Here is a 21719-nt window from a genome sequence, read left to right as displayed (position 1 = left end):
GAGGAACGGCAATGACGCAGGACCGCACCACCGCACCGGACGCCACGCCGGCGAGCCCGGCGCCCTGGCGCCCCTCGCGGACGGTGGCCGTGATCCTCGCCGGGGGGACCGGGACCCGCCTCGGGCTGGGCATCCCGAAGCAGCTGCTGAAGATCGCCGGCAAGCCGATCATCGAGCACACGCTGGCCGTCTTCGACGCCGCGCCGGAGATCGACGAGATCATCGTGCTGATGGCCACCGGCCACGTCGCCGACGCCCAGCGGATCGTCGCCAACGCCGGGTTCCGCAAGGTCAGCCAGGTGATCGAGGGCGGCGACACCCGCAACGCCACCACCCGCATCGCGCTGGACGCGGTCGGCGAGGGCGACGTCAACATCCTCTTCCACGACGCGGTGCGGCCGCTGGTCAGCGCCCGGATCGTGCGGGAGTGCGTGAACGCGCTCTGGAGCTACTCCGCGGTCGACGTGGCCATCCCCTCGGCCGACACGATCATCCAGGTCGACGAGGACGACTGCATCACCGACATCCCGGTCCGCGCCACCCTGCGCCGCGGGCAGACCCCGCAGGCGTTCCGCTCCGGCACCATCCGGGAGGCGTACCGCCGGGCCGAGGGCGACCCCGATTTCGCCGCCACCGACGACTGCGGCGTGGTGCTGCGCTACCTGCCCGGCACGCCGATCAAGGTGATCGACGGCTCGGACGAGAACATCAAGGTCACCCACCCGGTCGACGTGCACCTGGCGGACAAGCTCTTCCAGCTCGCCGCCGCGCAGGCGCCCCGGCTGACCGACCACCGCAGCTACACCGAGGAGCTGACCGGCCGGACCATCGTGGTCTTCGGTGGCAGCTACGGCATCGGCCACGACCTCGCCGAGCTGGCCCGCCGCTACGGCGCCCAGGTCTTCCCGTTCAGCCGCTCCACCACCGGCACCCACGTCGAGCGGGCCGAGGACGTGGCGGCCGCGCTGAAGACCGCCTTCGAGGCCACCGGCCGGATCGACCACGTGGTGGTCACCGCCGGCATCCTGGAGAAGGGCGCCCTCGTTGAGATGGACGAGGAGACGATGGACCGGCTCCTGCACGTCAACTTCGTCGGCCCGGTCACCATCGCCCGGCAGTCGCTGCCGTACCTCCAGCAGACCAAGGGTCAGCTGCTGCTCTACACCTCCAGCTCGTACACCCGGGGCCGGGCCCGGTACGCGCTCTACTCGGCCACCAAGGCCGCCCTGGTCAATCTGACCCAGGCGCTCGCCGACGAGTGGGCGGAGTTCGGCGTACGGGTCAACTGCGTCAACCCGGAGCGCACCGCGACCCCGATGCGCACGAAGGCGTTCGGCGAGGAGCCGGAGCACACCCTGCTCTCCTCCGAGGCGGTCGCCCAGGCGTCGCTGGACGTGCTGATCTCCGAGCTGACCGGCCAGGTCATCGACGTCCGCCGGGCGCCCGGCGAGCAGGTCGCGGCGGTGCCCGCCCAGCCGGGCGCGCACCCGTCCGAGCAGCTCCCCGCCGACGTCGACGCCTGACCCACCCGATCCGCGGAACGGACGACCGACATGCGTGGTGACCTGGTCCGGAAGCTGCTCGCCCGGGTGCTGACCACCGGGCTGGCGGTGCTGGCGTTCCTCGTCGTGGCACTCACCGGGGCGACCGGGTGGGGGCTGGCGATCGCGGTGGCCGCGCTGGCCGCCGCCGCGGTGGAGCGCCGGATCCGGCCGGGCGCCGACGGCGTCGCCGAGTCGGTCCTGATCGCCGCTGGCATCCTGGTCGGGTACGCCCGCCGGCTCGACGACGGCTTCGACCCGGCGCTGGCCGCCACCGCGCTGATCCTGCTCGGCCTGGTCCTGCTGGCGGGGCCGCTGCGCGCCGCGGGCGCTCTGGAGATCCGCGCCGCGAACCTGCCGGTGCGCACCTGGGCGCCGCTGGTCACGGAGCGGCTCGGCGACGCGCTGCTGGTGCTGCTCGGGCTCGTCGCGGTCGCCGCCGGCGCCGCCCTGCCCGCGTGGCTGCCGCTGGTCGCCGCCCTGCTGGTCGGGGCCGGCTGCGCGGCGGTCGGCCTGGACCTCGCCCGACGGCGGTTCCGGCCGCCGGCCGGCGGCGGTCCGGTGGGCCGGGCGCTGCGTCGCCACCAGCCAGAGTTCGTGCTCTACTTCTCGGCCCCGCCCGGGTCCGAATACCAGGTCACCATGTGGCTGCCCTACCTGGAACGGATCGGCCGACCGTTCCTGGTGCTGCTGCGCGAGCCGGAGTTCCTGCCGACCGTCGCGGCCGCCACGAGCGCCCCGGTCGTCTTCTGCCCGACGCTGAAGACGATGGACGAGGCACTGGTACCGAGCCTGCGGGCGGCGTTCTACGTCAACCACGGCGCGAAGAACAGCCACTGCATCCGTTTCCAGCAGCTCACCCACGTCCAGCTGCACCACGGCGACAGCGACAAGGCCCCCAGCGCCAACCCGGTCTCGGCGATCTTCGACCGGATCTTCGTGGCCGGGCCGGCCGCGATCGACCGGTACGCCCGGGCCGGCGTGGAGATCCCCGCGGAGAAGTTCGTCGTGGTCGGCCGCCCCCAGGTCGAGGCGATCGAGGTACGCCGGGAGCCGGCGCGCGGCCTGGCCGCCCCGACGGTCCTCTACACCCCCACCTGGACCGGGCACCACGCCGACGCCAACTACTGCTCGCTGCCGGTGGCCGAGGCGGTGATCCGCCGGCTGCTCGACCGGGGCGCCACGGTGATCCTGCGGGCCCACCCGTACACCTCGCAGAACCCGACCTCGGCCCGGCAGCTCGCCCGGCTGACGGAGCTGCTCGCCGCCGACCAGGCCCGGACGGGCCGGGCGCACCTGTGGGGCGCGGCGGCCGCCCGCGAGCTGACCCTGACCGAGTGCGTCAACCGCTCCGACGCGCTGGTCTCGGACGTCTCCGGGGTCATCTCGGACTACCTCTACTCCGGCAAGCCGTACGCGGTCACCGACATGGGCGTCGACGGCGAGCACTTCGTCGAGCGGTTCCCGCTGGCCGGCTCCGGTTACGTGCTGCGCCGGGACATGTCCAACGTGGACGAGGTGCTGACGCAGCTGCTCGACACCGACCCGAAGGCGGCCGACCGGTCGACCACCCGGAGCCGCTACCTCGGCGACTTCCCGGCCGACTCGTACGCGGAGGCGTTCCTCGACGCCGCCCGCCGGCAGCTCGAACCGGACTGGAACCCGCCGGCGCCCCGGACCGCCGACGCCGTCGCCCAGGACGGGTCACGCCTCTCCCCCACGCCCTGACCACTCAGGGGCAAGGTCCGACGGCGCCCGTCGGGGTCGTCACGCTCCGAACCGTCGACCGCGAGCGGAGTAGGAGCGCAGGGCGCGGAGGAAATCGATCTTCCGGAAGCCGGGCCAGTACACGTCACAGAAGTACAGCTCGGAGTAGGCGGCCTGCCAGAGCAGGAACCCGGACATCCGGCGTTCGCCACTCGTGCGGATGACCAGATCGGGGTCGGGCTGGCCGCCGGTGTACAGACGCGCCGCGATGGCGTCGGCGGTGAGGCGTTGCGCGACGTCGTCGAGGGTGGCGCCCGCTCTCGCCTCGTCCTCCAGCAGGGCACGAACGGCATTGACGATCTCCTCGCGGCCGTCGTAGCCGATGGCGACGGTGAGGTGGAAGTCGGTGGCCCGCTCACGGGTGGCGTCCTCGGCGAGCTTCAGGGCGTGGCGGGTCGAGTCGGGCAGCACGTCCGCGCGGCCGGCCAGGTGGAGCTGCCACGGGTTGGCCGGACGCAGGAGTGGCTCCGCCACGACGTCCTCGATCATCCGCATCAGGTTCGCCACCTCGTCGGAGGCTCGTTTGCGCATGTTGTCGACGGAGGCGACGAACAGGCTGACGTGGCGGATACCCAGCTCGGCACACCAGCCCAGCACCTCGTGGATGTGCTCCGCGCCGTACCGGTGGCCCAGCCCGGGGTCGTCGAAGCCCATCTGCCTGGCCCACCGGCGGTTCCCGTCCATCACCATCGCGACGTGGCGCGGCAGCGACGTGTGGGCCAACTGGGCGCGGAGACGGCGGGCGTAGAGCCGATAGGCCGCGCGGCGGACGGGCTGCATCATGATCAGATCAAACCACCGCGGCGAGCCCCCTACCGGCCCGCGGGTCAGTGGTACGGGTCGAGGAGGGCCAGGACGGCCTCCGGGTCCTCGACGTGGGCGTTGTGCCCGAGGCCGGGCAGGGTGGCCACCGGGACGCCGAACTCCTTGAGCTGGGCATCGGTCACCATCGGATCCTGCTCGCCCCGGGCGAGCAACACCGGCACGTCGGTCGCCGCGAGCAGGGCCGCCAGCTTCGGCTCCCCCACCCCGAACGCGGCCGGGTCCATCGCCAGCCGCCAGCGGCCGTCCTCCCGGCGCAGCCCGGCGTCGACCACCGGATGGTCCGGGGCGAAGAGGCCGGCGAGGCCGGAGACGCGCAGGTAACGGCGGGCGGCCTCGTCCCGGCTGGCTAACCAGGTGACCGGCCGCTCGGCCAACTCCCGGGCCTTGTCCAGCTCGGCGGGTGACCAGACCGCCTTGATGCCGAGCCCGACCACCGCGTCGACGGGCAGGCCGAGCTGCCGCGCGGCCAGCGCCAACGCCACCACCCCGCCGAGCGAGTGCCCGAGCACCACGAGGCGGTCCCGCGGCCCCAGCCGGTCGGCGACCGGCCCAAGGCCCGCCACCACCCGTTGGGCCAGCGCCGCGAAGGTGTACGCCGGTAGCGGCGGCGACCAACCGTGCCCGGCCAGGTCGGGGGCGAGCCAGCGCCCCGCCCAGCGGCGCTCCAGCAGCGGCGCCCAGGGCAGCCACACCTCGCCGGTGGCGCCCAGGCCGTGCAGCAGCAGCAGCTGGCGGGTACCCGTCTCGTCGCCCATACGGCGCAGTGTGCCACCGGTCGGACACCAGGCGCGAGAGCCGGCGGCGGCCCGGTGCGTCGGGCATACGACGTCGGGCACCGGCTCAGAGAGCCGGTGCCCGACGGGTGACGCGGAGTGGATCAGGCGGAGTAGCCGCGGGTGGACATCCAGTTCGCCAGGTCGATGGTGGTGACCCAGTACGCCGGGTATGCCGGGTTCGCCGAGTCGGCGATCCGCACGGTCCGGCCGTCGTTCTTGTAGCCGACCACGGCGATGTAGTGGCCGCCCGGGAAGGAGTGCCAACCGCCGTCGGTGTCGGTGGCGTCGCCCGCGATGTTGGCGACGACGCCCCGCCCGTCGGTGATCGCCTTCACCACGTCGGCCTGCAGCTGGTCCATCTGTGCGGGGGTGGCCGCGCCCGGGATCATGTGCGTCCGGTACGGGTTGCCCTTGACCATCTGGTTCAGCCCTCGGGTGGTGTCCTCGGCCGAGTTGGTGCCCATCTCGGTGGTGCCGAGCGGGCCGGCCAGCGCGTCCTGGGTCGTCTCGATGCCGGTCGCGCTGAGCGCGTTCCGGACCGCGGCCGGGCCGCAGTTGTAGTAGTAGAGCTGCGCCTCGTAGTTGTAGTCCAGGACCTTGGTCGACGGCGGCTTCGGCGCCGCCTTGCGGGTCAGGTCCGGGTCCGGCTTCGCCGAGGTCGCCTTCGGCGACGGCTTGGCGCTGGGCGAGGTCGACGGGACGGCGGCGATCCGCTCCTGGCTGCGGGTGGCCACGTCGCCGAGGCGCGGGGCCAGCTCCGCGACGGCGGCGGCGGTCTCCTGGCGGACCGGCGCGTCGCCGGTGCCGGTGAGCAGGGCGCCGGTGCCGGAGGCCAGCACGAGGGCGGCGGCGGAGCCGGCGACGATCTGGTACGGGCGCTCGGTGGCGAGGCGCCGCAGCTGCCGCTTCAGGGTGTGCTTCACGTTGGTCCTCCACGGGGCGGGAGCGGCGCACGCCGGCCCGACGCGCGGAGTTCACGCGCGATGACAGGTCGTGGGCGGGGGTGGCCGCGGAAACGGGGGGCGCGCCCGGGTCAACCGGGCGGCAGGGCGGATACCGGAATCGGCTCACCGGTCAGGCGAGCGACGGCACCGCGGCGCCGTGGAGGCGGGGGGACGAACGAGGGGTGGGATCAGGTTGCACGAGGATGGAACTCCTTCCGACACCGCCTACCGGGTTAGCTGACGGATTCGGGCGGGAAGATCGCCCTACCGCGAGCCGTGGCTCGCGGATTCACCCCGGACGTGCACTGGGTCCCCGGTTCGTGAGATCACGATTGAGCGGGTCGGCGCGGCGTCGCCTCTTGCGATCGGAAACCGCACCGGACGCGATGACACTACCGGCGGGTACCCGCCCTGCCAAGCGCTCCTAGCTGCGTAAACCTCGGTCACCATTACTGTGACCGGAACAGCCCGTCACTGACGTCACTCAATGGGACGAGCAGTTATGAGGGAACCGCCGGGCGACAATCGGACATCGGGTGGCGAGCGGCCGGAAATTGCGGTGCTCGATCACCCCGACTGACCCCGATGACCGTTTCCCGATTCGCGTGACCAGGCTCACCGAATTCAGGTCACAATTCAGCCAACCCGCGCCGGGCGCCAGCGCGCCGGCCGGGCCGGGGCGGCGCCGGTCGCCACCGGGGCGAGGGTCTGGGTGGGCGCCTCCGCGCGGCGTCCCGGGACCGGGCCGGGGCGCAGCGCCGCCGCGGCGGCGTACGCCTCCACGGCCAGCGCCCGGGCCGCCTCGGCGGCCAGCTCCGCGTCCCCCCAGGCCCGCTGCTCCCGCTCGGTCGCCGCGCGGTAGCCGGCCAGCCGGCCGTCGCGGACCACCCGGGCGAGGACGATCTCCTGCTCGGCCGGGTGCCGGCGCGGGTCCCACCCGTTCCGGTGCGCGAGGACGTCGGCGAGCTGCCGCGCCGACAGGTCGCCCCGCCAGTGCGCCGCCATCGCGGCGTGGCGCAGCCACCGTTCCCGGGCGGCGTACTCCGTCGGCGTCCGCGGGGTACGCGGCGCGGGCAGCACGGCGGCGCCGGCGAGCCGACGGGCGGCGCTCTCCGCCTCGTCGTACGCCCGCCAGGCCCCGTCGACCTCGTCGTGGGCGCGCAGCCACTGCTCCCGCCGTCGGCGCGCGGTCTGCGCGGCCCCGGCGGCGGCCACCGCCACCTCGTCGGCGTACCGCCGCAGATCGGCGAGGCGGGCCGCCTCCTCGGCGGCCGGGTCGGGGACCGGCTCGGCGTCGGACGGTGCGTCCCGCTCCGGGCGGGCGACCAGCACGGCGAGCACGGCCAGGGCGAGCAGGAGCAGGGCCGACCAGATGGCGGCGGCCTGCGGAACCTCGATCAGGAACTGGTAGAGAACGGTCTGCATGATCGGCACCTCACGGGAGCGATGTGGCGGAGGAGAGGTCCGCACGCCCCGGTGCGGCGGGGCGCGACCGGAACGGGCGCCACCGGGCCGCCGTCGGGCGGGGTGCGGGGGTGAGGTTCGGTGGAGAGCGGCTGCGGGCGTGGTCCGCGGAGGGTCAGCGGGCGGGCGGGGCCCGGGAGCCGAGGGCCGCCGGGACGGTCCCGCCCGGGGCGCGGTCCGCGGCGGCCGCGACGATCACGGCCCGCGGAGCTGCCGCCGGGGAGCCGACGCCGACCGGCTGGGCCTGCTGGCCCGTCCCGGCCACGAGGTCGCCACCGGCCGCGCCGACCGACCCCCGCACGGCACGCCCCCGGTCGGCGGTCGCTCCAGGCATTACGCGGCCCGCGTCGAGGACAGCAGAGCCGTTCGTGACCCGGCCCGGGTCGAGTGCGGCTGCGCCGATCAGGGCGGGGCCCGCGGCCCCGGACTGGTCATCGGGCTCGGGAACGGCGCGGGCCCCGACGCGGAGGGCCGGTGCGGCCGCCGACCGGGAGGCTTCCGGGGCGGCGGGGGTGAACGCCTCGACCGGGGCCGCCTGGGCGGCGGCGGCCGCCCCGACGGGCAGGGTGGCGGCGCCGAGCGAGCAGGCGACCACGACGGCGAGACTGGCCAGCATGCGGGCGGTCCAGCGCGCCACCCACCACATGGGACAGGTGAGCGCGACCGGGAGCACGGTCCCACGCTACCGCCGACGGCACCCCGCCGCATCGCCGCCGGGCGTGTCGCCCCGCTCCGGATCGCGGCACCGACCAGGGTGGACACAGCGCGGCAGCGCATCCACGCCAGCACCACGACAGGCCCGGCGAGCTGGTGACGAAGACGAGTCACCGGCGCCTCGCCCGCCGGTCGGCTCAGGCCGGGTCGCGCCGCCCGGCGTACTCGATCGGTCTGGCCTGCCCGGCGCGGGCGGCGGCGGGTCCGACCTGGCCCGGCACGGCGGCGGCCGGGGCGGTCCGCGCGCGGGCCCGGCGGGGCGGTCCCAGCCGGCGCATCATCGGCGTCTCGACGTACCGGTGCAGGGCGCCGGCGAGCACCAGGTTCACCAGCAGGAAGCCGAGCACGGCGAGGGGGCCCCACCAGCCGCGCAGACCGACACCCCAGTGGCCGGTCAGCCGGAGCACGGTGACCATCACGAAGACGTGCACCAGGTAGAAGGCGAAGGAGACCTCACCGAGCCAGACCATCGGCCGGGACCGCCACGGGGTCCGCCGGCCGCGCACGTCCGCGTCGGCCGCGGCCGTGATGACCAGCAGGTACGCCACGGCAAGCAGGCCCGCCCAGAGCTCCGACCGGATCCACTGCGCGGCCACCGCCCAGGTGGCCACGAAGAGCAGGCTGGCGGCGGTCAGGCCCGGCCCCCGCCAGCGCCCCCGGCGCATCAGCTCGGCGGCGGCCACGCCCATCCAGAACTCCAGGGACCGCACCAACGGGAAGACCTGGGTGAACCACCACCGGCTCTCCTCGGGCAGCAGGCGCTGCCCGGGCCAGAGCGCGACGATCAGCAGCGGCGCGGCGACCACCACCGCCCACAGCGCTGCGGGGCGCAGCCGGCGCAGCACCGGCAGCACGAACGGCAGGCAGAGGTAGAAGAAGAGCTCGCAGGAGAGCGACCAGCTGACCGTGTTGACGCTGTAGAAATAGCCGGGGGTGGGGTTCCAGGCTTGTACCAGGGCCAGGTTGCCGAGCGCCGCCCAGACGTTGACCGGGTCGGCGAACCAGAGCCCGACGAGGAGCACCACCCCGAACATCAGCAGATGGTTCGGGTAGATCTTGGCGAGCCGGCGGCGCAGGAAGGTCCTCCGGCGCTCGCCGTCCCGGTACGACCAGACCAGCACGAATCCACTGAGGATGAAGAAGAACTCCACGCCGGAGAGGCCGAGGGTGAACAGCCAGTCGACGACCGCCTTGTAGTCCGGCTCGGCCACGATCCGCATGGTGCCGACGTGGAAGCCGAAGACCAGCAGGGCGGCCACCCAGCGCAGCCCGGTCAGGGACGGCAGCCGGCCGGCGATCGCGGGAGTCGGGGCGGCGGCGGTGGTCGGGGCGCCGGTCATGCGGGGGAACCGACCGTCACCAGGGTCACCAGCACGCGCGTCTCCTCCTCGGCGGGGTCGTCGACGGGCGGACCACCGGGACCACCCACGACGGCGCCCAGGGTCGACGCCGCCGCCGGGCACCCTACCGGTTGGTACCTCCGACCGCCTCCGGGCCGACCTGGCGGTCGGCACGCGGGATGTTCGTGGACCCGTGGACCTGGATGGAGTACCTCTCCGGGTTCGACTTCGCCTTCGGCACCCGGATCCACGGCACCAGCACCGCGCTGGTCTCCGAAACCCCGGGTACCTCTTCGCGCACGACTCGCGCACCCTGGAACTGGCCCGCTACTTCGGCATCCCGCACCGGGCGATGCGCGACGTCCCCGCCGACGTCGACGCGGCCCGGCTCTACGAGGAGGCCGACTACACCGCGCTCAACGACGGCCACAAGGCCCGCTTCGAGGCGATCACCGGGTTCCTCGCCCGGCACGACCTGGGCCACTCGTTCGCCGACGGGGACAGCGCCGCGCGCTTCGACCGGCGGGTCCGCGAGACCACGTTCCCGCCGGCGGTGCGGCCGGCCACGGCGACCGCCCCGCCGGACCTGCTGACCCGGATCCGGTGGCTGCGCGACCAGAACCGGACGCTGCGGGAGACCGTCGAGACCCACCGCGCCCAGCAGCTGCGCGAGCGGCTGCGCCAGGCGGTCGGCGGCCGGGTCCGCCGGATGCTGCGCCGCCGACCGTCGTACGCCTGTTCGAAATGTTGGTAGGATCTGCGTCGTGTCCGACGTCGCCTACCAGCCCTCGATGCTGGACTTCGCCGAGCAGGGCGCCAGCCTGGGCCCGCTGGCCGGCCGGCTGCGCCGGCACGAGCTGAGCCGGGGCGCCTGGGTCGACCACCTGCCCGGCTGGGTGCGGGGCTCCGACACGGTGCTCGACATCCTGCTGCACGAGGTGCCCTGGCGGGCCGAACGCCGCACCATGTACGACGCCGAGGTCGACGTCCCGCGCCTGCTCTGCTGGTACGCCGCCGGCCGGCCGCTGCCCCACGCCGTGCTGACCGGGGCGCGGGAGGCGCTGACCCGACACTACGCGCCCGAGCTGGGCGAGCCGTTCGTCACCGCCGGGATGTGCCTCTACCGCAGTGGGCGGGACAGCGTCGCCTGGCACGGCGATACCATGGGCCGCTCCGCGCACACCGACACGATGGTCGCCATCGTCTCGTTCGGCTCGCCGCGTCCGCTGCTGCTGCGCCCCCGGGGCGGCGGGGCCAGCCTGCGCTTCCCGCTCGGCCACGGCGACCTGGTCGTGATGGGCGGCTCCTGCCAGCGCACCTGGGAGCACGCCATCCCCAAGACCAGCCGCCCGGTCGGCCCCCGGGTCAGCGTCCAGTTCCGCCCCACCGGTGTCTCCTGACCGGCCGATACCGGGCGGCGGCCGGGTTCGTGCTAGAAACAACTCTCAGGGTCGATCACGCCCCCGTCACCTGACGACGCGAAGGGCGCACCATGACCCAGTCCCCCACCGCACCGCGGTCCCGTCGGTCGCCGTGGAGCCTGCACGGCGACGGCCGGTCGATCCGACCGGGCGACGTGGTCCACCCCGGTGAACGGCTCTCCTGGCCCCGTACGGTCGGGGTCGGCGTGCAGCACGTGGTCGCGATGTTCGGCGCCACCTTCACCGTGCCGCTGATCACCGGCTTCCCGCCGGCCACCACGCTCTTCTTCTCCGGGATCGGCACGCTGCTCTTCCTGCTGATCACCGGCAACCGGCTGCCGTCGTACCTCGGCTCGTCGTTCGCCTTCATCGCGCCGGTGCTGGCCGCGAAGGCCGGCGGCGACATCGGCCCGGCGCTCGGCGGCATCGTGGTGGCCGGCGCGGCGCTGGCGCTGGTCGGCGTGGTGGTGCAGCTCGCCGGGGCCCGGTGGATCGACGCGCTGATGCCGCCGGTGGTCACCGGCGCGATCGTCGCGCTGATCGGGCTCAACCTCGCGCCGGTCGCCTGGGACGGCGGCGGCAACGGCGGGGTGAAGGCGCAGCCGCTGATCGCGGTGGTCACCCTGGTCGCGATCCTGCTCGCCACGGTGCTGTTCCGGGGCTTCCTGGCCCGGCTCTCCATCCTGCTCGGCGTGCTGGTCGGCTGGGTGCTCGCCGCCGTCCTCGGCGAGCTGGACCCGAAGGCGGTGACCGGGCTGAAGGAGGCCGCCTGGGTGGGGCTGCCCGAGTTCCACGCGCCCAGCTTCAGCCTGCGGGCGGTGGTGTTGGTGATCCCGGTGATCCTGGTGCTGATCGCGGAGAACGCCGGGCACGTCAAGGCGGTGGCCGCGATGACCGGCAGCAACCTGGACCGGGACATGGGCCGGGCGTTCCTCGGCGACGGCATCGCCACCGTGCTGGCCGGCTCGGGCGGCGGCTCCGGCACCACCACGTACGCGGAGAACATCGGGGTGATGGCGGCGACCCGGGTCTACTCGACGGCGGCGTACTGGGTGGCCGGGGTGGCGGCAGTGCTGCTCGGGCTCAGCCCGAAGTTCGGCGCGCTGATCCTCACCGTGCCGGCCGGCGTGCTGGGCGGGGCCACCACGGCGCTGTACGGCCTGATCGCCATCCTCGGCGCCCGGATCTGGATCGAGAACCGGGTCGACTTCCACGACCCGGTCAACCTGATGACCGCCGCCGTGGCGCTGATCATCGGCGCCGCCAACTACACCCTGACGGCCGGCGACCTCTCCTTCAACGGCATCGCCCTGGGCACCGTCGCCGCCCTGGTGATCTACCACGGCATGCGCCTGATCGCCCGCCTGCGCGGCACCACCCCCGACTCCCGCCGAGGCCCCGAACCCGAACTCTGACCCGGTGGTCAAGAGGTTTGCGTCACCAGAGAGCCTCTGGATGACGCAAACCTCTTGATCGACACGGGCCGGCGGTCAGTCGCGGTCGACGCGGTGGCCGACAACCGTGGGGCCGAGCATGACGGCGAAGCCGGAGCCGTCGCGGCGCGGGTCCGCCGGGGGCAGCTCGACCGGGTCGCCGGTGGCCGTCGCGCCGACCGGGCGCGAGCCGATCCAGGCCACGGCCAGCTCCAGCTCGCCCTTGAGGAACCGCTGCGCGCGGACCCCGCCGGTCGCCCGCCCCTTCGCCGGGTACGCCACGAACGGCGTCACCTTCACCGTGGCCCCGGTCGAGGTGACCACCATCGGCTCACCGTGGCCCGGGTCGTCGGTGCGGACCGCGCCGAAGAAGACCACCCGGGCCCCGTCCGGCAGGTTGATGCCGGCCATGCCGCCGCCCTTGACGCCCTGCGGCCGGACCACGGAGGCGGCGAAGCGCAGCAGGGACGCCTCGGAGGAGACGAAGGCGAGGGTCTCCGCGCCGTCGGTGAGCCAGGTCGCCCCGACCACCTCGTCCCCCTCGCGCAGGGAGATGACCTCGAACTCGTCGGAGCGGACCGGCCACTCCGGGGCGCAGACCTTGACCACGCCCTGCCGGGTGCCCAGGGCCAGGCCCGGCGAGCCCTCGGCGGACGGCCCGAGCGGCGCGAGGCCGACCACCGTCTCGCCCGGCTCCAGCGGCACCAGCTCGGCCGCGGACATGCCGCCGCGCAGCGACACCGTGCCGGACTGCTCGGGCAGCACCGGCAGCGGCAGCACGTCGATCTTGAACGCCCGGCCGGCGCTGGTCACCACGAGCACCCGGCCGCGCGCCGTGGAGTGGACGACCGCGCGTACCGCGTCGTGCTTGACCCGGCCGCTGCGTCGCCGCCCCTCGGCGGCCTCCTCCGACTCGGCCGCGGTCCGGGCGACCAGCCCGGTCGCGGAGAGGATCACCTGGCACGGGTCGTCGGCGACCTCCAGCGGCCCGGCCGGCGCGGAGGCGGCCAGCACCTCCTTGAGGTCGCCGTCGACCAGGGTGGTCCGGCGCGGGGCGCCGAACTGCTTGACCACGGCGGCCAGCTCGTCGGAGACCAGCTTCCGGAGGACCTTCTCGTCGTCGAGGATGGTGGAGAGCTCGGCGATCTCGCCGCGCAGCTTCTCCTGCTCGGCCTCCAGCTCGATCCGGTCGTACTTGGTCAGCCGGCGCAGCGGAGTGTCCAGGATGTAGGTGGCCTGGATGTCGGAGAGCTTGAACTGGCGCATCAGGCCGTCCTTGGCGGCCTGGGCGTCGTCGCTGCCCCGGATCAGCTTCACCACCTTGTCGATGTCGAGCAGGGCGATGAGCAGGCCGTCAACCAGGTGCAGCCGCTCCTCGCGCCTGCGGCGGCGGTAGGAGGTGCGCCGGGTCACCACGTCGTACCGGTGGGCGAGGAAGACCTCCAGCAGCGCCTTGAGCCCGAGGGTCTGCGGCTGTCCGTCGACCAGGACCAGGTTGTTCACGCCGAAGGACTGCTCCAGCGGGGTGAGCCGGTAGAGGTCGGCCAGCAGCGCCTGCGGGTTGACACCCACCTTGCACTCGATGACCAGCCGGGTGCCGTTCTCCCGGTCGGTCAGGTCCTTGACGTCGGCAATGCCGGTGAGCCGCTTGGTCTTGTTGACCTCGTTGGTGATCGCCGCGATGACCTTCTCCGCGCCGATGCCGTACGGCAGCTCGGTGACCGTGATGGCCTGTCGGCCGCGGCTGCCCTCGAGCGGGCCGATCTCCACCCGGCCGCGCATCCGGACCACGCCGCGCCCGGTCTCGTACGCCCGGCGCACCTCGTCGAGGCCGAGCAGCAGCCCGCCGGTGGGCAGGTCGGGGCCGGGGACGAACTCCATGAGCTTGTCCAGGTCGGCGTCCGGGTGGTTGATCAGCCAGCGGGCGGCGGAGACCACCTCGCCGAGGTTGTGCGGGATCATGTTGGTCGCCATCCCGACCGCGATCCCGGACGCGCCGTTGACCAGCAGGTTGGGGAAGGCGGCCGGCAGCACCGTCGGCTGGGTCAGCGAGCCGTCGTAGTTCGGCTCGACGTCGACCGTGTCCTCGCCCAGCTCGCCGACGAGCAGCATCGCCTCGCGGGACATCCGCGCCTCGGTGTAGCGCGCCGCAGCCGGTCCATCGTCCGGACTTCCAAAGTTGCCGTGCCCGTCGATGAGCGGCGCGTTGAGCGAGAAGTCCTGGGCGAGGCGGACCATCGCGTCGTAGATGGCGGTGTCGCCGTGCGGGTGGTACTTGCCCATCACGTCGCCGACCACCCGGGCCGACTTCACGTGGCCCCGGTCCGGGCGGTAGCCCTGCTCGTACATCGACCAGAGGATCCGCCGGTGCACCGGCTTGAGGCCGTCCCGGGCGTCGGGCAGGGCCCGGGAGTGGATGACCGAGAAGGCGTACTCCAGGTAGGAGTCGGAGACCTCGGTGACCAGCGGGTTGTCGAAGACCCGCGCGCCGGCCTGGTCGAAGGCGGACAGGTCCGCCTTGGTGCGGTCTTCCTTGCGGCGTGCCATGACTCAGCTTTCCTTCCGAACGAACCCGGTGGTCATGCGTCGATCGCCTCGCGGTCGACCCGGTCGGCCGAGTCGATCAGCCAGTTGCGGCGGGGTTCGACCTTCTCCCCCATCAGCAGTTCGAGGATCCGCTCGGCCGCCTCGACGTCGTCGAGGGTGATCCGGCGGACCGCCCGGGTGGCCGGGTTCATGGTGGTCTCCCAGAGCTCGTCGGCGTCCATCTCGCCGAGGCCCTTGAACCGCGGGATCGGGGTGACGATCTGCTTGCCGGCCTTCTCCAGCTTGCGGACGGTCGCCGCCATCTCCGCCTGCGTGTAGGTGTAGATGGTCTGCGGGTTGCGCCCCTTGGTGGTGATCTTGTGCAGCGGCGGCATGGCGGCGAAGAGCCGGCCGGCCTCGATCAGCGGGCGCATGTACCGGGCGAAGAGCGTGATCAGCAGGGTGCGGATGTGCGCGCCGTCGACGTCCGCGTCGGCCATGATCAGCACGCGGCCGTACCGCAGCGCGGAGAGGTCGAAGGTCCGCCCCGAGCCGGCGCCGAGCACCTGCACGATCGCGGCGCACTCGGCGTTGTCCAGCACCTGCTGGAGGTTCGCCTTCTGCACGTTGAGGATCTTGCCGCGGATCGGCAGCAGCGCCTGGTACTCCGAGGAGCGGGCCATCCGGCTCGTGCCGAGCGCGCTGTCTCCCTCCACGATGAACAGCTCGCTGCGGTCCACCCCGGTGGCCCGGCAGTCGACCAGCTTGGCCGGCATCGACGCGCCCTCCAGGGCGGTCTTGCGCCGGGCCGCGTCCTTCTGCTGCTTCTGGGTCAGCCGGACCCGGGCCGCGTCGACGATCTTCTGCAGCACCGTCCGCGCCTCGGCCTTGGTGCGCCGGTCCTCCAGCCAGGCCTTGAGGTGCTGCTCGACCAGGCCCTGGATCACCTTCGTGATGCCGGCGGTGGAGAGCTCGTCCTTGGTCTGCGAGGTGAACTGGGGCTCCGGAATGCGGACGTGCACCACGGCGGTCATCCCCTCGAGGACGTCGTCCAGGGTGGGCGCGTCCTCCTTGGGGCGGAGCATGCCGCGGGTGTTGCGGGCCGCCTCGGCCAGGGTGCGGACCAGGGCCCGCTCGAAGCCCTTGCGGTGGGTGCCGCCGTGCGCGTTGCGGATGGTGTTGGTGAAGCACTCCACGGTGCGCTCGTAGCCGGTGCCCCAGCGGAACGCGACCTCGATCTCGGCCCGGCGCTGCACGTTGGACTGCATCACGCCGTTGGCGTCGGCGGCGTTCTCCCGGTACGTCCCCTCGCCGGTGATCAGCAGTGTGCCGGAGACCGGCCGGTCGCCGGCCGGGGCGAGGAACTCCACCATGTCGCTGAGGCCGTTGGGGAAGTGGAAGCCCTCCTCGGTGGGCTCCTCCCCCGTCTCGTCGCGCAGCCGGTAGGCCACGCCGGGGACGAGGAACGCCGTGTTGCGGAGCTTGAGCCGGACCGCCTCGGTGTCCAGCCGGGCGCCGGTCTCGAAGTAGCGGGTGTCGTGCCACCACCGGATCGAGGTGCCGGTCCGCTGGCCGCGCTTCATCGCGCCGACGATCTGCAGGCCCGGACCGGGGGTGAAGGGCGCGTCCGGGCCGGGCCCGTCGAAGATCCCCGGTACGCCGTGCCGGAACGACATCGCGTGGACCTTGCCACCGCGCCGGACGGTGACGTCGAACCGCCGGGAGAGGGCGTTGACCGCGGAGGCGCCCACGCCGTGCAGCCCGCCGGAGGTCTTGTAGCCCGAGCCGCCGAACTTGCCGCCGGCGTGCAACCGGGTGAGCACCAGCTCGACGCCGGAGATGCCGGACTTGGCGTGCACGTCGGTGGGGATGCCCCGGCCGTCGTCGTCGACCTGCACCGAGCCGTCGGCGTGCAGGATCACCTCGACCTTGGTGGCGTGACCCGCGACACCCTCGTCGGTCGAGTTGTCGAGGATCTCGTTGACGAGGTGACCCACGCCACGGCTGTCGGTCGAGCCGATGTACATGCCGGGGCGCTTGCGGACGGCGTCCAGCCCCTCGAGGTGCGTGAGGTCGTCGGCCCCGTACAGGGTCTCAGGCTGTGCGGTCAACTGGTCGTACTCCCAGGTCTCGGCGGTGTGGTGCCGCTCACGTGTCGATCTCACCCACTCGACCGCCACGCGCGGCGCGCCGCAGCGAGCCTAGCCCGGCGCTGTGACAACGCCGTGGCACCCGCCGGGTGTGCCGTTACGTCACCCTCGCACGGGGCCTGCGCCGACCCGCGGCGGGGCGCGGGCGGGGCGGGCGTCCGTGGACGACAACGACCTGCCCCACCGGTTGTCTTCCCGACCCGCCCGGTCCGCGGGCAGGGAATACGGCTCAGCCGTGCAGCAGGCGCGGTCGGCCGAAGTCGCTGTTGTCGACGACCACGTCGGCCCGGCGGACCGGGTCCGCCTCGGCCAGGTAGACCTGCTCGGCGGCGAGGTAGCGGTCCCGGTGCAGCCGCTCGGCCGCCTCGGCGCCCTCCCGGTCGGCGTCCCGGGCCACGCCCCGGCGCACCGAGAGCTCGGCCGGCACGTCCAGCCAGATCCGGTGCTCCCAGAGGTCGTCCAACTCGGGACGGAAGGCGAAGACGCCGTCGACGACGAGCACCGCGTCCGGCGCGGCCGGCGTGACGACGTCGGCGTGGTCGAGCTGGGTGAGCGGGTCGCGCAGGCAGAGCACGCAACGCCCGGAGCCCGCCTGGCCGGCCGGCGCCAGCAGCAGGTCGCGGATCGCGGCCAGGTCGAAGGCGTTGCGGTAGTAGCCGGGGCCGGAGAAGCGGTCGTACCGGTGCCGGTCCCGCCAGGGACGCTTGAAGTCGTCGAGGCTGGCCCGCAGGACCGGGCGGCCGGCGACGGCGATCCGCTCGGCGAGCTCGTGCCCGAGCGAGGTCTTGCCGGCGGCGGTGAAGCCGTCGACGCCGATCCGCAGCCGACCGGGGCCCGACTCCAGGATCCGCGCCGCGAGCAGGTCGACCAGGGCCTGCCGGGCCGGTGACGCGACCGGTGGCAACGGCTGCTGCCAGGTGGAGACCGATTGGTGCACGAGGGCTGCCATCGACCGATCGTATGTCCGGCCGTTGACGGCCGGCACACGCGCGTTGGCCCGATCGCCGCCCAGAGGATTCCATGGCTGGACGGAGGCCGCGCATGTCCGTGCTCCGTCGAACCGTGCTGGCGGCGGCGCTCGCCGTCGCCTCGGCCGCGCTGTCGGCCGCCGTCGCCCCACCCGGGGCCGCAGCGGCCGCCCTGCCCACCGCCGCCGTCGCGCTGGCCGACAGCTTCATCAGCGGCGGCGGGCGGGCCGGACGGCCGCCGCTGACCGTCAGGCGCTTGCGGGCGCGGCCACGCCGAGGAAGTCGTCCACCATCGCGGCGATCCAGTCGGCCCGCTGCATCATCCCTACGTGGCTGGTGCCGGGGAGCATCGCCAGCCGGCTGCGGGGCAGCCCCACCGCGTCGCCGGCCACGCCCCCGCCGAGCAGCCGGAAGAGCTCCACCGCGTGCTCGGGGCGGACGATGTCGGAGTCACCGACCACGATCAGCACCGGGGCCGCGAGCCCGCGGACCTCGTCGGCCGGCACGTCCGGCAGGTTGCGGTCCATCTCCTTCACCTTCGCCACCAGAGTGGGGAAGTCCTCCGGTCGCGGGGCCAGCCGCAGGTACCCGGCGTGGTACGGCGAGCCGTGCAGGTGCTCGGGCTGGAGCTGCTCGATCCCGTCGAGCAGCCCGGGGTGGAAACCGGCGCTGTCGTACGTGATGGAGGCGAGCACCAGGCGGTCCACCAGGTCGGGGTGGCGCAGGCCCAGTTGCAGGGCGACGCCGGCGCCGACGCTGAAGCCGAAGACGTCGACGGGTCCGACGTCGAGGTGACGGAGCAGCTCGGCGCAGTCCGCGGCCAACTGCTCGATGGTCAGCGGACGGTCGATGTCCGCGGTGCGCCCGTGGCCCTGGAACTCGACGGCGATCACCCGGCGGCCACGGGCGAGCAGCGGCAGCAGGTCGCCGAAGTCGGTGGTGATGTCGGAGAAGGCGCCGTGCAGCAGGAGCAGCGGCCGACCCTCGCCGTGGATCTCGTGGTACATCCGGAGCCCGTTCACCGGCGCGTACCCGGTCGTCGCGGTCATCCCCGTGTCTCCTTCCGGTCGACGGCGCCGGAGCCCCCGCCCCGGGCCGGCGTGCTGTCGGCCGCCGTGCCGCCCCGGGTCACTGCGGTACCGCCGCGCCGCCCCGGGTCACGGCCGCACCGCCGAGCCGAGCACGTGCGGCGAGGCCGGCATCGTGATGCCGGTCGGTGGGAAGCGGAACCGGTCCAGCTCGACGACGGTGAAGCCGGCGGCGCCGATCGCGCCGATGGTGTCCCGCCCGGTGTGGCAGCCGCCGCAGACGGCGGGCCAGATCGTCGCGTCGGCCCAGCGCTGCGCCCGGCGCAGCCCCGGGGTCTCCGCGACCACGTGCTCGTAGAAGCGCAGCTGCCCGCCCGGGCGCAGCACCCGGCGCGCCTCCCGCAGGGCGACCGCCTGGTCCGGCACCGAGCACAGCACCAGCGACAGCACCACCGCGTCGGCGGCGGCGTCGGCGGCCGGCAGGGCCTCGGCGAGCCCGGCCACCACGCTGACCGGCACCGGGGCGTCGGCCGCCGCGGCGTGGGCGGCGGCCCGCAGCCGGGGCTCCGGCTCGACGGCCAGCACCTCGGCCACCGTCGGCGGATAGTGCGGGAACATCCGGCCGTTGCCGGCGCCCACCTCGACCACCTTGCCGGTCAGCCCGGCGACCAGCCGATGCCGGTGCTCGGCGGCGCCGGCGCGGTCCATTGCGACGCTGGCCCGCGCGAAGACCCGCGCGAACACCGGATGCGAGACGGACATCGATCCTCCCCACCGCCGGGACCAGTCATCCCGCAGCCTATGCCGGGCGGCCTCAGCCGTGTGCCCCCGGCGCGCCGAGGGTGAGCAGCAGGGGGCCGGCGGGGCCGTCGACGAGGTCGCCGAGGCGGACGCCGTCGAGGACGCCGAGGAAGGCGGCCTGGGCGCGGCGCAGCTCGCCGCGCAGCCGGCAGCCGGCGAGCAGCGGGCAGGCCGGCTGCTCGCAGGCGACCACCTCGGCGTCGCCCTCGAAGGCCCGGACGACGTGGCCGACGGTCAGCTCGCCAGCGCGCTCGGCGAAGGCCACCCCGCCGGAGCGCCCCCGGATGGTGACCAGGACGCCGATCCGCTGGAGCCGCTGGACGACCTTGGCGACGTGGCTGCGGGGCAGCGCGAGCTGGGTGGCCAGCTCGTCCACCGTGGTACGCGCCGAGGACGCGGCGGTGAGCATGGCGATCCGCATGGCCATGTCGGTGGACCGGTTGAGCTTCACGGCACCGACCCTAGCCAGCGCGAACGGCTCGCGACACGGGCCGATGAGCCGGTCAGCGGATGTGATTCAGACGACCCCGGACCCGGGACCTTCGACCTAGAAGGGGACTTTCAGATTCCTGTTCAGTGGTGATCGCCAGAACGGATCACTGAAGGAGTAGTCGTGCTCTCGGAATCATCAGCAGCAGTGGTGAAGGCGACCCTGCCCGTCGTGCAGGCGCATGGAGAGGCGATCACCGGCCGTTTCTACCAGCGAATGTTCGACGCCCACCCGGAGCTGCTCAACATCTTCAACCGCGGCAACCAGGCGACCGGGCAGCAGAAGGCCGCGCTCGCCGCCGCCGTCGTGGCGTACGCCGAGCACCTGGCCGGCCCCGGGACGATGCCGTGGGGGCCGATCCTGGACCGGATCGCGCACAAGCACGTCTCCCTCGGCATCACCGCCACCCAGTACACGATCGTGGGCCGGCACCTGATGGCCGCGATCGGTGAGGTGCTCGGCGACGCCGTCACCCCCGAGATCGCGGCGGCCTGGGACGAGGTGTACTGGCTGCTGGCCTGCGAGCTGATCGCCCGGGAGGCACGCCTCTACACGCAGGCCGGGGTCCCCGAGGACGGCTCGGTGTGGCGGGACTGGCGGGTGACCGGGAAGGTGCGGGAGACCGCCGACGTCGTCTCGTTCACCCTGGTCCCGGTCGACGGCGGCCCGGTGCCCGGCTTCACCCCCGGCCAGTACACCTCCGTCGCCGTCGACCTGGACGCCGGGCGCGGCCAGCAGATCCGGCAGTACAGCCTCTCCGGACGTCCCGGCGCCGACCACTGGCGGATCACGGTGAAGCGGGTACGCGGCACCGGGGACGCACCGGACGGGATGGTCTCCGGTTTCCTGCACGACCGGGTCGCGTTCGGTGACACGCTGCGGCTCAGCCCGCCCTTCGGCGAGGTCAGCGCGGTGGCCGGCGACGGCCCGCTGCTGCTGGTCAGCGCCGGCATCGGGCTCACGCCGGCGATGGCCGCGCTGGAACACCTCGCAGTCGCCGAGCCGGAACGCCCGGTGGTGCTGGTGCACGCCGACCGCACCGGGGCCGCGCACGCCCTGCGCGACGCCCTCCCCCGGCTCCAGGAGCGGCTGCCCCGGCTGCGGCTGAACCTCTGGTACGAGGACGCCGCCGACGGGGAGCTGGCCGGGCTGAAGGCACAGGTCGCCACCGGCCTGGTGGACCCGGAGCTGATCCCGCTCTCCCCCGACGCGCACGTGCACCTCTGCGGGCCGCTGCCGTTCATGAACGCGGTCCGCGGCGGCCTGCTGCGCCGGGGCGTACCGGCGGACCGGATCGCCTACGAGGTCTTCGGCCCGGGCATGCTCCGCGACGAGCGGGTCTGACCCACCGGAGGTGCCCGGCGGCGGGGACGCCGCGCGCCTGCCACCGGATCCCTGCGCCGGAACAGGCCCGCCGGCGCAGGGATCCGGCGTGACGGAGAGTGGACGACCGTGTACCGGCCGGCCGGGCGCGGGAAGCCGGCGACGGTCAGCCGCGGGCGACGAATTTCCACAGCCGACGATCGGCTCC

Annotated in this window: 19 protein-coding genes and 1 riboswitch; of the genes, 6 read left to right on the top strand and 13 right to left on the bottom strand. The window is 73.8% G+C overall.

Annotated features, from left to right (window positions below):
- Positions 1–11: 11 nt before the first annotated feature.
- Positions 12–1523: a bifunctional cytidylyltransferase/SDR family oxidoreductase gene (locus EV384_RS14880; protein WP_130333870.1), complete on the top strand. Its 1512-nt coding sequence runs from the start codon at positions 12–14 to the stop codon at positions 1521–1523.
- 30 nt (positions 1524–1553) lie between these two features.
- Complete coding sequence (locus tag EV384_RS14875; RefSeq protein WP_130333868.1) at positions 1554–3269, top strand: CDP-glycerol glycerophosphotransferase family protein; 1716 nt, start codon at positions 1554–1556, stop codon at positions 3267–3269.
- A 39-nt stretch (positions 3270–3308) separates the two neighbouring features.
- Here the strand turns inward: EV384_RS14875 and uppS are convergent, their stop codons facing one another.
- From uppS to EV384_RS37245, 7 genes are all read right to left on the bottom strand, one after another.
- The gene (gene uppS / locus EV384_RS14870; protein WP_341273633.1) at positions 3309–4091 is read right to left on the bottom strand and encodes a polyprenyl diphosphate synthase; all 783 of its coding nucleotides are present in this window, start codon (positions 4089–4091) and stop codon (positions 3309–3311) included.
- 44 nt (positions 4092–4135) lie between these two features.
- Positions 4136–4888 carry an alpha/beta fold hydrolase gene (locus tag EV384_RS14865; protein ID WP_130333866.1) on the bottom strand — a complete coding sequence of 251 codons (753 nt, stop codon included), beginning with the start codon at positions 4886–4888 and terminating at the stop codon, positions 4136–4138.
- A gap of 122 nt (positions 4889–5010) precedes the next feature.
- On the bottom strand, positions 5011–5832 hold the full coding sequence (locus tag EV384_RS14860; RefSeq protein WP_130333864.1) for a C39 family peptidase: 822 nt from the start codon (positions 5830–5832) through the stop codon (positions 5011–5013).
- A 228-nt stretch (positions 5833–6060) separates the two neighbouring features.
- Positions 6061–6202: riboswitch (cyclic di-AMP (ydaO/yuaA leader) on the bottom strand.
- Positions 6203–6489: 287 nt separating this feature from the next.
- Positions 6490–7281: a hypothetical protein gene (locus EV384_RS14855; protein WP_130340566.1), complete on the bottom strand. Its 792-nt coding sequence runs from the start codon at positions 7279–7281 to the stop codon at positions 6490–6492.
- 151 nt (positions 7282–7432) lie between these two features.
- Positions 7433–7990: a hypothetical protein gene (locus tag EV384_RS34805; protein WP_165439830.1), complete on the bottom strand. Its 558-nt coding sequence runs from the start codon at positions 7988–7990 to the stop codon at positions 7433–7435.
- Positions 7991–8168: 178 nt separating this feature from the next.
- Positions 8169–9371 carry an acyltransferase family protein gene (locus tag EV384_RS14845; RefSeq protein WP_130333862.1) on the bottom strand — a complete coding sequence of 401 codons (1203 nt, stop codon included), beginning with the start codon at positions 9369–9371 and terminating at the stop codon, positions 8169–8171.
- A 124-nt stretch (positions 9372–9495) separates the two neighbouring features.
- Complete coding sequence (locus tag EV384_RS37245) at positions 9496–9672, bottom strand: hypothetical protein (RefSeq protein WP_242624066.1); 177 nt, start codon at positions 9670–9672, stop codon at positions 9496–9498.
- A 51-nt stretch (positions 9673–9723) separates the two neighbouring features.
- Here EV384_RS37245 and EV384_RS14840 point away from each other — a divergent pair, with 51 nt between their 5' ends.
- The 3 genes from EV384_RS14840 to EV384_RS14830 all read left to right on the top strand — a co-directional run bounded on the left by EV384_RS14840 (position 9724) and on the right by EV384_RS14830 (position 12207).
- A complete protein-coding gene (locus EV384_RS14840) occupies positions 9724–10125 on the top strand; it encodes a hypothetical protein (protein ID WP_242624065.1) in 402 nt (133 codons plus the stop codon).
- A 10-nt stretch (positions 10126–10135) separates the two neighbouring features.
- Positions 10136–10771, top strand: coding sequence for an alpha-ketoglutarate-dependent dioxygenase AlkB (locus EV384_RS14835; RefSeq protein ID WP_130333860.1), 636 nt, complete (start codon positions 10136–10138; stop codon positions 10769–10771).
- A gap of 92 nt (positions 10772–10863) precedes the next feature.
- Entirely contained in the window at positions 10864–12207 is a 1344-nt protein-coding gene (locus EV384_RS14830; RefSeq protein ID WP_130333858.1) for a uracil-xanthine permease family protein, read from the top strand.
- A 75-nt stretch (positions 12208–12282) separates the two neighbouring features.
- Here EV384_RS14830 and EV384_RS14825 read toward each other — a convergent pair whose 3' ends face one another.
- From EV384_RS14825 to EV384_RS14800, 6 genes are all read right to left on the bottom strand, one after another.
- Positions 12283–14772 (bottom strand): DNA gyrase/topoisomerase IV subunit A, encoded by a 2490-nt coding sequence (locus tag EV384_RS14825; protein ID WP_130333856.1) that lies wholly within the window; start codon positions 14770–14772, stop codon positions 12283–12285.
- A 32-nt stretch (positions 14773–14804) separates the two neighbouring features.
- Positions 14805–16862 (bottom strand): DNA topoisomerase IV subunit B, encoded by a 2058-nt coding sequence (locus EV384_RS14820; RefSeq protein ID WP_130340564.1) that lies wholly within the window; start codon positions 16860–16862, stop codon positions 14805–14807.
- A gap of 268 nt (positions 16863–17130) precedes the next feature.
- Entirely contained in the window at positions 17131–17850 is a 720-nt protein-coding gene (locus EV384_RS14815) for a nucleoside/nucleotide kinase family protein (protein ID WP_130333854.1), read from the bottom strand.
- A gap of 267 nt (positions 17851–18117) precedes the next feature.
- Positions 18118–18918, bottom strand: coding sequence for an alpha/beta fold hydrolase (locus EV384_RS14810; RefSeq protein ID WP_130333852.1), 801 nt, complete (start codon positions 18916–18918; stop codon positions 18118–18120).
- Positions 18919–19026: 108 nt separating this feature from the next.
- Positions 19027–19659 carry a class I SAM-dependent methyltransferase gene (locus EV384_RS14805; protein ID WP_130333850.1) on the bottom strand — a complete coding sequence of 211 codons (633 nt, stop codon included), beginning with the start codon at positions 19657–19659 and terminating at the stop codon, positions 19027–19029.
- Positions 19660–19711: 52 nt separating this feature from the next.
- Positions 19712–20149: an RrF2 family transcriptional regulator gene (locus EV384_RS14800; protein WP_130333848.1), complete on the bottom strand. Its 438-nt coding sequence runs from the start codon at positions 20147–20149 to the stop codon at positions 19712–19714.
- A gap of 162 nt (positions 20150–20311) precedes the next feature.
- Between EV384_RS14800 and EV384_RS14795 the strand changes: the two genes are divergently transcribed.
- Entirely contained in the window at positions 20312–21532 is a 1221-nt protein-coding gene (locus tag EV384_RS14795; protein WP_242624064.1) for a globin domain-containing protein, read from the top strand.
- Positions 21533–21719 lie beyond the last annotated feature (187 nt).

Source organism: Micromonospora kangleipakensis, assembly GCF_004217615.1.
GTDB lineage: Bacteria > Actinomycetota > Actinomycetes > Mycobacteriales > Micromonosporaceae > Micromonospora > Micromonospora kangleipakensis.
The sequence above is the reverse complement of the archived record's forward strand: the minus strand, read 5'-3'. Positions and strand labels throughout refer to the sequence as shown.

What these genes read in the sequence shown, in the direction of transcription:
- EV384_RS14880 (WP_130333870.1), top strand. Translation starts at nt 12, where the DNA reads ATGACGCAGGACCGCACCACCGCACCGGACGCCACGCCGGCGAGCCCG.
- EV384_RS14875 (WP_130333868.1), top strand. Translation starts at nt 1,554, where the DNA reads ATGCGTGGTGACCTGGTCCGGAAGCTGCTCGCCCGGGTGCTGACCACC.
- EV384_RS14830 (WP_130333858.1), top strand. Translation starts at nt 10,864, where the DNA reads ATGACCCAGTCCCCCACCGCACCGCGGTCCCGTCGGTCGCCGTGGAGC.
- EV384_RS14845 (WP_130333862.1), bottom strand. Translation starts at nt 9,371, where the DNA reads ATGACCGGCGCCCCGACCACCGCCGCCGCCCCGACTCCCGCGATCGCC.
- uppS (WP_341273633.1), bottom strand. Translation starts at nt 4,091, where the DNA reads ATGATGCAGCCCGTCCGCCGCGCGGCCTATCGGCTCTACGCCCGCCGT.
- EV384_RS14805 (WP_130333850.1), bottom strand. Translation starts at nt 19,659, where the DNA reads ATGTCCGTCTCGCATCCGGTGTTCGCGCGGGTCTTCGCGCGGGCCAGC.
- EV384_RS14815 (WP_130333854.1), bottom strand. Translation starts at nt 17,850, where the DNA reads ATGGCAGCCCTCGTGCACCAATCGGTCTCCACCTGGCAGCAGCCGTTG.
- EV384_RS14810 (WP_130333852.1), bottom strand. Translation starts at nt 18,918, where the DNA reads ATGACCGCGACGACCGGGTACGCGCCGGTGAACGGGCTCCGGATGTAC.
- EV384_RS14865 (WP_130333866.1), bottom strand. Translation starts at nt 4,888, where the DNA reads ATGGGCGACGAGACGGGTACCCGCCAGCTGCTGCTGCTGCACGGCCTG.
- EV384_RS14825 (WP_130333856.1), bottom strand. Translation starts at nt 14,772, where the DNA reads ATGGCACGCCGCAAGGAAGACCGCACCAAGGCGGACCTGTCCGCCTTC.
- EV384_RS14840 (WP_242624065.1), top strand. Translation starts at nt 9,724, where the DNA reads ATGCGCGACGTCCCCGCCGACGTCGACGCGGCCCGGCTCTACGAGGAG.